The organism is Leptothoe sp. PORK10 BA2 (assembly GCF_034932105.1).
Classification (GTDB): Bacteria; Cyanobacteriota; Cyanobacteriia; order Phormidesmidales; family Phormidesmidaceae; genus Leptothoe.
Map to the genome: position 1 here is coordinate 22,809 of NZ_JAYGIG010000140.1, position 9,761 is coordinate 32,569.

Below are 9,761 nucleotides of genomic sequence, written 5' to 3' on the forward strand. Positions count from 1 at the left end.
CGCGCAGTCGGCTATGCTCCTAAGGAGATATAGGCCTTGCCCTATTGCACATTTACCTTGATCACCGAGCCATCCTGCGGTCCCAAAATCACCTGTAAGGGTCTTTGTGCTGCGTGGGCCTTAATTGCCTCACGGTAGACCTCATATTTTGTGGGTAGGGTCTTTTGCTGACCCGCCTGATCGACCGTTAGCTCATAGACAACGGACTTAATCAGTTCGGGTGCTTCAGCCTGTTCGTTTTCGCCCTGGCGGAATTCGACGTCATTGACGGTGGGTTCGGGGGGCAGTTCCGGCCAAAATAGACCTTCGCTGTCGGGGCCGGTAACGGCACTGCCGGGGCGGACGCCGTTTTGGTTGGCTAGGGAAACGGTGTCGAATTTTTCCAGGCGGGTGTCGTTGGGGCGATCCTGGCTGTTTTTCTTGTTATAGCGTACCTGCCAGGTGTAGGTCACGGTGGCGACGGCGCTGTAGTCGGTGGTGGTGAAGTTAGTGGTAACGGGTTGACAGGCTGAGAGCGCCACCATCCCCCCCAGCAACAGGCCACTGGCGTAATGTCTACCTAAGATCATGGATTATCAGGTCTCCGTATAACTACGGTTATCCTATCAATCAACCACCACCTCCCCTTGCGCAATGCGCAGGAGCCTTTACCGATAAAACAAACTTGGTATATCCCAATGGCCACTGAGGCGACTTAAATTCTGGACAGATTATTATCAAAAGGTCTTAAGAAATACTGAAGAAAATTGATAAAAACGATGAATTGCAATTTGACGAGTGCTCTACGGCAGATGGTTTCTAACTATGGTTGGCGGGCTGTGCTGGCTGAGTTGGCCCAGCTTTCCCTCGATCATGGTGAGCATGGGAATGCCGATTTATTGTTGCAAGTTTCCTCTGATCTTTCGCAGCGGCGTTAGGCGATAAAACTTGGTCCGCTAGTATCTTTGGAGCGGGCTAGGTGGGACCAGGGTGTTATAGGGTAAGGGTGGTTAAAAAACGATATTGGCTGGCGAGGTTGGTTAAAAGACGATATTGGCTAGGGTGTTTGCTGGTGCTGGCCTGCAGTCTGTGGCTGATGCCGGTAGCCCAGGCGGCCCCCCTTTGTCGTTCGGTGGCTGAACACCAGGTGTGTGTGCTAAAAATCACCCGCAGTGCCAAATACTATTGGGAATATCGGGCTGAGGTACAGGTGGATGATGTGCGCCGTCCCATGGGGCGCTACAACTGCCGCACGGGGGAGTACGTTAGCCGGGACGGTCGTCATGTGTCTGAGGATATTGCTACCCAGGTGATCTGCGGGTTGTTTAAGCATTAGCGCTCCCAGTTTAGACTTGGGTTTGGCTTTAGGTTTAGGCCCCTAACGCCATGGAAAGAGCTACCCATCCTTTAGACAAGCAGATACTATAGAGCATTAATCGCTGATCTAGAGGGATATATGCCGACCATCGCTGTGATTGATTACGACATGGGTAACCTGCACTCGGCTTGTAAAGGTCTGGAGTTTGCGGGGGCCACACCGATAGTGACCGACCAGCCGGAGGTGCTGCATCGGGCGGATGGGGTAGTGCTGCCTGGGGTGGGGGCCTTTGACCCGGCGATGAAAAATTTGTGCGATCGCAACCTGACCCAGCCTATCCGGGACGTCATCGCCAGCGGCAAACCCTTTCTGGGCATCTGTGTTGGCCTACAACTATTGTTTGAAGCCTCTGAAGAAGGGGTGGAATCGGGCATCGGCGTACTTAAGGGCACCCTGCGTAAATTCAAGCCAGAACCTGGTATTACCATTCCCCACATGGGTTGGAATCAGCTCCACCTCACCCAGCCCAAGCACCCCCTCTGGGCCAACATTGCATCCGAGGAGTGGGTCTACTTTGTCCACTCCTACTATGCCGAAACCACTGACCCGGCCATTGTCTCCGCCACCGTCACCCACGGCAGCCAGACCGTCGCCGCCGCCGTCACCAAAGACAATTTAATGGCGGTCCAGTTCCATCCCGAAAAGTCTGCCAAAACAGGGCTACAGCTGTTGGCCAACTTTGTTGACATGGTCACCGCTCCCAGGGCCACCCTTGACATGGTTAACCAACCCGCTGTTGTGAGTTAGTCTTCTGTTAAGGGTGTCTCATTGTCAATGGCGTCTAAACCCTACCAACGCATTCCCATTCAAGACTGTGGCGAACCCCTGGTGGCGATTCCCCTAGAACAGTTTGCCGTGGTGGAGCCCCATCCCTATGCGGTGTTGGGTGCTCCCTATGGCGAGCGGTCCCCATACTATGTGCGGCAGGGGGTACTGGCGGCCCTGCTCCAGGCCCAAGCCAACCTGCAACAACAATATCCCGGCTGGCGGATTCAAATTTTTGATGCCTATCGTCCCATTGCGGTTCAGCAGTTTATGGTGGACTACACCTATGGACAACTGTTACAGCTTTGGCAGCATGAACACTCTGGAGAAACAGACAGGCAACCTCCCCAGGAAGAGCTGCTAAACCAGGTGTATCAGTTTTGGGCCGCCCCTAGTCACGACCTGGCCACCCCGCCACCCCACAGCACCGGAGCCGCCATCGACATCACTCTAGTGGACCACCAGAACCAGGTGGTGGACATGGGCTCCGCTATTGATGAAATCTCCCCCCGGTCCTATCCAAATTATTTTTCTGAGCAGACTAGCTCTGAGCAGACCACGGCTGACCAGTCCGGTGCTGACCAGCCCGGTGCTAAAACCTTTCACCACCATCGCACCATCCTGTCCCAGGCCATGGATTCCGCCGGGTTTCGTCAACACCCCAATGAATGGTGGCATTTCTCCCTGGGGGATCAGCTCTGGGCCTGGCTAGGTCTCACCCAGGCTGCCGCCAGCCAGAATGCAGCCGTCGCCCACTATGGCCGAGCCCAGTAAACCTCATCGGCTAAACGTTACCCAATAAACCGGGCCATTGGGCTATGTAAACCTTTGTTTCCCATGGCCGTGAATAAGCTAAAACCCCCAGCAATACCTGGAGTTGTCTATAGCCATTGACGGATGCCTTCGCCGATGGCGATGTAGTTTCCTGGTGCATATGCCATGCTGTCTCGATCGGATTCTGACCAAACCCCATACTACGTCTTAGTCTCTGAATGGGGTACGAAAACCTTGGTGGCAGTCCATGCCACCAGTGTCCAATCAGCCGAAAAAATTGCCAGGCAGAACGCCGGCAAAAAAGACGGCTGGGAAGGCATCCATAAGATTTACCATGCCTTCCCAGCGGGCGATGATGCCTAAAGCGAATGGTTGGGCATCCCGGCAAACGCCCTATCCCACTACCTGGGCCAATATCTGCTGCAACGCCGCCGTCTCCATTCTGGCCCCATAGGCCGTCACCAGCTGGGCGGAGGCCATGGAGCCCAAGGTGCCAGCCTGGGCCCAGCTCAATCCGTGGGTAATGCCATAGAGCAGGGCGCCGGCATACATGTCACCGGCGCCGACGGTGTCAATGGCCTTTACCGGATAGGGGGCGATTTCGATTACCTGTTCCCCGTCGAAGAGAATGGAGCCCTGGGGACCTCGGGTAATGGCAAAGGTGTGGGCCAAGGTTTTTAGGTAGTCAATGGCTACGGCAAAGTCGTCGGTATCTGCCATGAGCAGGGCTTCGGACTCGTTGGCAAAGAGCAGGTCCACCCCGTCGCCAATCATTTCTAACAGCCCTGGCCGAAAGAATTTCACCATGTTGTAATCCGATAGGGACATGGCCAGCTTCCGCCCGGCGGACTTGGCCAGATAACGGGCCTTGATGGCCGCCTGCTTGCTATTTTCGCCGGTGACTAGAAATCCTTCGATGTAGGTGTAGGCGGAGGATGCGATCGCATCCGCATCCAAATCTTGATCCGACAGCTCTGATGAAATCCCCAAAAATGTACCCATGGTCCGATCCGCATCCGGCGTCACCAGCACCAGACACTTGCCCGTAATCCCCGCTGCCGCCGCCTGGCCCGTCAGGTTTGTCTCCACCCCACAGTCCACCAGATCCTGGGTATAAAAGTGACCATAGTCATCATCCGCCACCTTGCAACAATAAAAGGTGTGGCCCCCCAGCTGGCTAATGGCAATAATAGTGTTAGCCGCAGAGCCACCACAGGACCGCTTGGTATCATAAGCCTTAAGCTGGGCCAGGGCAGTATTCTGCACCGCCTCATCCAGCAGGGTCATCACCCCCTTGTCCATACCGATGGTCGCCAACGTATCTACGGACAAAGCACATTCTATATCCACCAGAGCATTGCCCAGGCCGTAAACATCATATTTGGGTGGATTTGTGGTCATGGTAATCGCTAGGGAGATGGATAATTTTGCTCGCTTATTATCCCGCTCATCACCCTAGGTCGCAATGGAACAGGTAAATGGTTTATTAACCATTTACAGTTAAAAGCCTGAGAACGGGCTGCTGTCAGAGTACAGAGAGTCCTTGCTCCAAAGAGCCCTTTGCTCCAGAGAGCCCTTTGCTCCAGAGACTAGAAAATGTTGCCCGTAAGTGGGCGAATGGAAAGCTTAAACAACTATTATCGGGTGCTCGAATTAGCCCCTGGCAGTACCCAAGAAGAGATTAAACAGGCCTACCGAAAGCTTGGCCAGAAATGACATCTCGATAAGTTTTCAAACCAGCCAGACCAGTTAGAAACAGGCCGAGAAAAAGTTGATTTCGATAAACCAGTTGGCAGGACTTTTAACAAGGATGCTGAGTTGAGCGGCATAGTGGGTAGCCCGTCTGGGTAAGCGATCAGCGGAAATGAATCATTCGCTTTGCCCCGGACGTATAACTTTCCCTCCTTTTGCCGCAAACTGACCTTTGCCAACTGCTGGTTAGTTGCATGCAGGTGGAGGCTTATATCACCTTTTTCAAGTGCAAAATTCTTCCCCATATCTTCCCTAAAAACAGTCCACAATCACCTGTTTTCAGCTTAAAAAAGCTACTTTGAGGAAGTCTTTTTCAGTATATTAGCAAAGGCTGAAAGCCTTGCTACCAAACGGAGAGGGGGGGATTCGAACCCCCGATGAACCTAAATCCATAATAGATTTCGAATCTACCGCATTCAACCACTCTGCCACCTCTCCAGGGGCCTATATTAAGCCTTTGCCCAAGGCCAGTCTATTCTACACCGAGGTGCACGCCTCTAGCCTAGACGGTTCGACTTCGTCGAGCTAACCAAATTGTAATGATGCCATAGAAGCTATAGCTTATGACTACGAGCCAAGCGGGAATATTTCCGACCGGTAGCTGATTACCGGGTAGTTGATTAAAGCAATGAACCAATGTAATTAAAATCTGAACTGGTATGGCTAAAGGCCATGCGATCGCACTTCCCGCCAAGGGCCAAATCAAGCTAACCATGGCGCTAATAAATCCGCCCAGACTCACCAATGTGATTAACGGCGTGACAATGGTGTTCAAAATAATGCTGTAGGACGGCAGAACGCCAAAGTGATAAAGCTGCAGGGGTAATGTCCAAAGGTAGGCTGCAATGGGGACCGATAGCAGCGTTGCGATCGCACCCGGCATCCAGTCCAAGCGTTTGGCCAAAGCTGTGGCCATCACCATCAGCCCCAAGGTGGCCATCACACTCAGCTGAAAGCCAATATCCCAAATCCAACGGGGGTTCCAAACCAATAATAAAAACGCTGCCAAGCCTAAACAGGATAAAGGCTTGACCTTACGCTCCAACGCCATACCCAGCATGGCCCCAAACCCCATGAGCGCAGCCCGCATTACGCTGGGCTGTAATCCCGTCAACCCCACATATATCAGTAGGGCAAGGCTGCCCCCCATGGCCTTAGTCCGGGCCGGTTGCCAATTGAGCAGCGATAGCACCAAACCTAGCACCAGAGCAACATGGAAACCAGACGCCGCCAAGGTATGGGCTAACCCCGCTTGGATAAAGGCATCGCTCAGATCATAGGGCAGGTCCACCGCTTGCCGCCCCAGCACCATGGCACTAATGAGCGTGCCTTTGTCTCCCAGCCAACGACCTTGAGCTTTGACGATGCGTTGCCTCACCTGCCAGAGGCCCGGTTGGGGCTGTTCTGTGTTGGGTAATTCATCTATATACTTAGCGCTCAGTCCGGCAAAGCTACCCTGTTTAGCCAGGTAGGCCTTAAAGTCAAACTCCCCTGGCTGCTGAGATGCACTGGGTTCATAGAGTCGGCCCGTTACTTTAACGACCTGCCCTGGATATAGATTTTCCGTTTGTTCTATGGGGACCGTTACATATAATTTGCCGCTAGCCGGTTGTCGGCTGATAAAAGCGGCATCCTTTCCTCGGTTTTGGACACCGTGGGTGTCGAGCCAAAACTTGCCCTTGCCACTGCGATTTACCTGGGGCAGGGAGATCACCTCTCCGTAAGCGCTATAGCTGCCGGGCGCATATCGACTGACATCATCAACCGCTGGTTGAGGGATACGCCATAGACAATAAACCGCTCCTACTGAGGCGATGATTCCTGCCAGGAGCCATTGACGTCCCGTGGGTCCCAGCCGCCATTGCTTGGGCATCCAAAAGCTACATCCCAGCCCCACGATGACCAGCCCATAGCTGGCGATGGGCTGATGGAACTGACCGAGCTCAATGCCCGTGGACATTAACCCCAGAATATAGCCACAACAGATAACAATCGGTCCCCAAGATGTCATAACGATTACCCACAGAAGACAACACCAAAAGCGCTGCTTCTAAATAGGAGCAGCGCTTTTGGTTATATTTCCCGAGGTTCCTCTTGAAGTAGAGGCGCGTTTTTGATCCTAGGGCGTGTCGCCTAGGGCTTACCGCTTAAATAGATAGGCCCAACTTCAATCCCAAGGCGGCATGGAAGAACATGAGAGCCAAAGCAGCCGTACCAATGTAAGCATGGACCGTGCGTAAAGAGTCTTTGCCCCCAGCAAACTTGCTCATAGAAATCGCGCCGTTGAGGCCCAACAATGCCAATACGGCGGAACCGGTCCAGAAATGGGGGCTTTCCAGAATGGGTTGATCTTGCATTACCAGGGAAAGCAGACCACCGGTATAGCCCATACCAATGAATGTGGTCATCCACAGGGCCACCTTTTTGTGAAACTTGCGGACAGGCATAGAGGCCATGGTGGCATCTGGTTCACCTGTGCGAATTTTCCAGCCGGCGATGGCCGCACTGCTACCCATAGCAAAAATGACGATGCCCATCATTGCTGGATGACCCCAGTGGGTAATGGGTTCGGGTAAACCAAACTGGGCAAACCAGCTGGCAATCGGTTCTAAATATGCTCTTAAACTAGAAGCCACGGCAAATCAATATCCCTAACGCGTTGATCTTTGACTTCATTCTTGCAGGGGTGTTCAGGTGTCGCAATAGATTTGTCCTCAGGAGTCACCTAACTTAATTAGGCCCATGCAATAGTTGTATGTGTGCTTAATTTTACGAGTAATCGTAGCTATCCTTTGCTTCAGGCCCTTTTTTCGTTGATCGTTATAGGTTTGGATATCAAAATGATGTTCCACCGGGGCTAGGGAAATATAGCCAGCCAACAGACCAAAGGATGTGGTTCTGGAATAAATCAGATGGTTACAACTGGTGAGTAAAAAGAGGTCTAATAAAGCTTCAATGGCATGTTCCTTCAAGTCAGGGCAGGTTGTGTTGCCATGGGCCTTTACCCCTGGAGGTGGTAGCCACTTATCCACCACGGAAACATGGGGATAGAGACTGCTAATTTCAGTTTCTACATCACGGTTGTCCGTGGCTAGAAAGATGCGGGAATTGGGATAACGTTCCACATGGTTGGCCAGAGCCCTTTTGTACCATGGGTAGCTGATGGCCTTATCGGATTGTCTGATGTGGATGCCAATGGTGGGCTGATCGGTAAAATGCTGACGTTTAAAGGACTCTATGCGGTCTTGAATGGCTGGGGCCAACCGTAAATGCCGATGAAAGGTCTCCCTAAAGATGCTACCTTTTGGACTTTTTTTGAAGTGCTGATATTCCCCTGAAAATGCTGGCCGCAGCCGATCAATTTCTTCGTTGTACCCCGCGGCAATGACGATGTCCTCCGGATAGTTCACCTTTCTGACGTCATAGGCATACTTTCTGAGGACGGCTTGCCCCATGGTATCGAGTAATTCCACATCCTTGGCGATGGCTTGGCCGATGGATTCATCCATCCGGCCAAGCCATCGCCAAGGATAAATGGATGCAGCCTCAGGAATGGTTTTTATAAAAGGCGTATTTTGCAGCTCAAATAGATCAAAAAATACGTTCTGACCATCACTGGAATAATAACTATCCCGCCAGTCAACGGCTAAAATTCGACCACTGATGCGGGCATAAAGGATGGCGGTGACGAGGGCAAAAATCCGATTCCCCAGGCCTGCCGTGCCTTTGACTAGCAAGTATTTATCCATGGCTTAGAACGTCTTAGCTGCCGCTACTGGGGCTGTAGGAGTGGAAATCCTAGGGTTTCTCTTTGTTCTAGGTAAACCTGGGCCACCCTGCGAGCTAGATTTCTGACTTGTCGAATATACCGGGTTCGCTCGGTTACCGAAATGACTCCCCTCGCGTCTAATAGGTTAAAAGTATGGGAGCATTTGAGCACAAAATCATAAGCGGGCAACACCAATTCCTTATCCAATAGCTGTTCAGCTTCTTTCTGATACAGCGTAAATAGATTAAAGAGCAGTTCTGGATTGGAGGCTTCAAAATTATAGGTGGAACATTCGATCTCACCCTGCATGTGGATATCGCCATAGGTGATGTGATCGTTCCATTGAATTTCTGCGATCGCATTCACCTCCTGCAAGTACATGGTCAATCGTTCTAGACCATAGGTAATCTCAATGGACACCGGCTTACAATCCAACCCGCCACATTGCTGGAAGTACGTAAACTGAGTCACCTCCATGCCGTCCAGCCAAACTTCCCAGCCGACACCCCAAGCACCGACCGCTGCATCTTCCCAGTTATCCTCCACAAACCGGATGTCATGATCCTCCGGTTTGATCCCCAATGCCCTGAGGGATTCCAAATATAGGTCCTGAATATTACTAGGCGATGGCTTAATCAGCACTTGGTACTGGTAATAGTGCTGATAACGATTTGGATTTTCCCCGTATCGACCATCGGCAGGACGACGGCAGGGCTCAACATAGGCCACTGACCAAGGTTCTGGTCCAATGGCCCGCAAAAATGTGTGGGGACTTTTCGTACCCGCCCCCTTCTCCGTGTCATAGGGCTGAACAATCAAGCATCCCTGCGCCGACCAAAACCCGTGCAGCGTAGCAATGACAGACTGAAAATTCACCGCACTTTCCCCTACATATATATGTATGACCGTCACATTCTCCTCTGAAGTGAGGAAAAAGCGCTAGTACCCCCACCAGAAAGGTTAACTGAGTAGCACTCAGCTAATGAAATCAGTAGCAGCCACTTAATACCTAAAGTCATAACCCACATGATCCATTGGCATCAGGCGATACCAATTAACCCCGAGGTGATCCGAGCGGAAATTTGTATAAAAGAAGACAAAGGAAAAGTGAAGAAAAGCGGGGCAAACCTGAGTCATTAAGCCTGAAACCCTTTAATCACAAGGGATCAAGAAGTCAAAAAAATAACTGACGAATATGTTGACTTCGTCCAGACGTACCGCTATATTAGTAAAGCGCTCGAGACGGAGGGGATGAAACCCTGACAGAGAGGGCGCAGAACCTAGACAGTTAAATAGTTTGAGATTCTAGAAATAATCCTGTTAATTTCTTTTAGTTTGAAATTG

Annotated in this window: 12 protein-coding genes and 1 tRNA gene; 6 read left to right on the forward strand and 7 right to left on the reverse strand. The window is 51.6% G+C overall.

All coding sequences use genetic code 11. The features are described 5' to 3' along the window. Positions 1-41: 41 nt before the first annotated feature. Positions 42-569, reverse strand: a complete 528-nt coding sequence (locus tag VB741_RS22635; protein ID WP_323367485.1) for a hypothetical protein — start codon at positions 567-569, stop codon at positions 42-44. Positions 570-791: 222 nt separating this feature from the next. On the opposite strand from VB741_RS22635, the gene VB741_RS22640 reads away from it, so the two are divergent. The 5 genes from VB741_RS22640 to VB741_RS22660 all read left to right on the forward strand — a co-directional run bounded on the left by VB741_RS22640 (position 792) and on the right by VB741_RS22660 (position 3,259). Continuing rightward, positions 792-917: a hypothetical protein gene (locus VB741_RS22640; RefSeq protein ID WP_323367486.1), complete on the forward strand. Its 126-nt coding sequence runs from the start codon at positions 792-794 to the stop codon at positions 915-917. Between the two features lie 98 nt (positions 918-1,015). Next, a complete protein-coding gene (locus VB741_RS22645) occupies positions 1,016-1,315 on the forward strand; it encodes a hypothetical protein (RefSeq protein ID WP_323367487.1) in 300 nt (99 codons plus the stop codon). A gap of 120 nt (positions 1,316-1,435) precedes the next feature. Then, complete coding sequence (gene hisH / locus VB741_RS22650) at positions 1,436-2,104, forward strand: imidazole glycerol phosphate synthase subunit HisH (RefSeq protein WP_323367488.1); 669 nt, start codon at positions 1,436-1,438, stop codon at positions 2,102-2,104. Between the two features lie 27 nt (positions 2,105-2,131). After that, the gene (locus tag VB741_RS22655) at positions 2,132-2,896 is read left to right on the forward strand and encodes a M15 family metallopeptidase (RefSeq protein ID WP_323367489.1); all 765 of its coding nucleotides are present in this window, start codon (positions 2,132-2,134) and stop codon (positions 2,894-2,896) included. Positions 2,897-3,061: 165 nt separating this feature from the next. After that, on the forward strand, positions 3,062-3,259 hold the full coding sequence (locus VB741_RS22660) for a hypothetical protein (protein ID WP_323367490.1): 198 nt from the start codon (positions 3,062-3,064) through the stop codon (positions 3,257-3,259). 30 nt (positions 3,260-3,289) lie between these two features. On the opposite strand, the gene VB741_RS22665 is transcribed toward VB741_RS22660, so the two are convergent. Then, positions 3,290-4,297, reverse strand: coding sequence for an adenosine kinase (locus VB741_RS22665; protein WP_323367491.1), 1,008 nt, complete (start codon positions 4,295-4,297; stop codon positions 3,290-3,292). A gap of 216 nt (positions 4,298-4,513) precedes the next feature. Here VB741_RS22665 and VB741_RS26515 point away from each other — a divergent pair, with 216 nt between their 5' ends. Then, entirely contained in the window at positions 4,514-4,612 is a 99-nt protein-coding gene (locus VB741_RS26515; RefSeq protein WP_442786433.1) for a DnaJ domain-containing protein, read from the forward strand. A 387-nt stretch (positions 4,613-4,999) separates the two neighbouring features. Here VB741_RS26515 and VB741_RS22670 read toward each other — a convergent pair. The 5 genes from VB741_RS22670 to glyQ all read right to left on the reverse strand — a co-directional run bounded on the left by VB741_RS22670 (position 5,000) and on the right by glyQ (position 9,293). Continuing rightward, positions 5,000-5,086, reverse strand: a tRNA-Ser gene (locus VB741_RS22670). Positions 5,087-5,150: 64 nt separating this feature from the next. Continuing rightward, a complete protein-coding gene (locus VB741_RS22675; protein ID WP_323367492.1) occupies positions 5,151-6,659 on the reverse strand; it encodes a ComEC/Rec2 family competence protein in 1,509 nt (502 codons plus the stop codon). A 136-nt stretch (positions 6,660-6,795) separates the two neighbouring features. Then, entirely contained in the window at positions 6,796-7,284 is a 489-nt protein-coding gene (locus VB741_RS22680; RefSeq protein ID WP_323367493.1) for a DUF4079 domain-containing protein, read from the reverse strand. 78 nt (positions 7,285-7,362) lie between these two features. Then, complete coding sequence (locus VB741_RS22685; protein ID WP_323367494.1) at positions 7,363-8,397, reverse strand: hypothetical protein; 1,035 nt, start codon at positions 8,395-8,397, stop codon at positions 7,363-7,365. 23 nt (positions 8,398-8,420) lie between these two features. Beyond that, the gene (gene glyQ / locus VB741_RS22690; RefSeq protein WP_323367495.1) at positions 8,421-9,293 is read right to left on the reverse strand and encodes a glycine--tRNA ligase subunit alpha; all 873 of its coding nucleotides are present in this window, start codon (positions 9,291-9,293) and stop codon (positions 8,421-8,423) included. Positions 9,294-9,761 lie beyond the last annotated feature (468 nt).

Excerpts from the sequence above, each read along its gene's own strand:
- VB741_RS22635 (WP_323367485.1), bottom strand. The coding sequence starts at position 569 with ATGATCTTAGGTAGACATTACGCCAGTGGCCTGTTGCTGGGGGGGATG.
- VB741_RS22640 (WP_323367486.1), top strand. The coding sequence starts at position 792 with ATGGTTTCTAACTATGGTTGGCGGGCTGTGCTGGCTGAGTTGGCCCAG.
- hisH (WP_323367488.1), top strand. The coding sequence starts at position 1,436 with ATGCCGACCATCGCTGTGATTGATTACGACATGGGTAACCTGCACTCG.
- VB741_RS22655 (WP_323367489.1), top strand. The coding sequence starts at position 2,132 with ATGGCGTCTAAACCCTACCAACGCATTCCCATTCAAGACTGTGGCGAA.
- VB741_RS22660 (WP_323367490.1), top strand. The coding sequence starts at position 3,062 with ATGCTGTCTCGATCGGATTCTGACCAAACCCCATACTACGTCTTAGTC.
- VB741_RS22665 (WP_323367491.1), bottom strand. The coding sequence starts at position 4,297 with ATGACCACAAATCCACCCAAATATGATGTTTACGGCCTGGGCAATGCT.
- VB741_RS26515 (WP_442786433.1), top strand. The coding sequence starts at position 4,514 with ATGGAAAGCTTAAACAACTATTATCGGGTGCTCGAATTAGCCCCTGGC.
- VB741_RS22675 (WP_323367492.1), bottom strand. The coding sequence starts at position 6,659 with ATGACATCTTGGGGACCGATTGTTATCTGTTGTGGCTATATTCTGGGG.
- VB741_RS22685 (WP_323367494.1), bottom strand. The coding sequence starts at position 8,397 with ATGGATAAATACTTGCTAGTCAAAGGCACGGCAGGCCTGGGGAATCGG.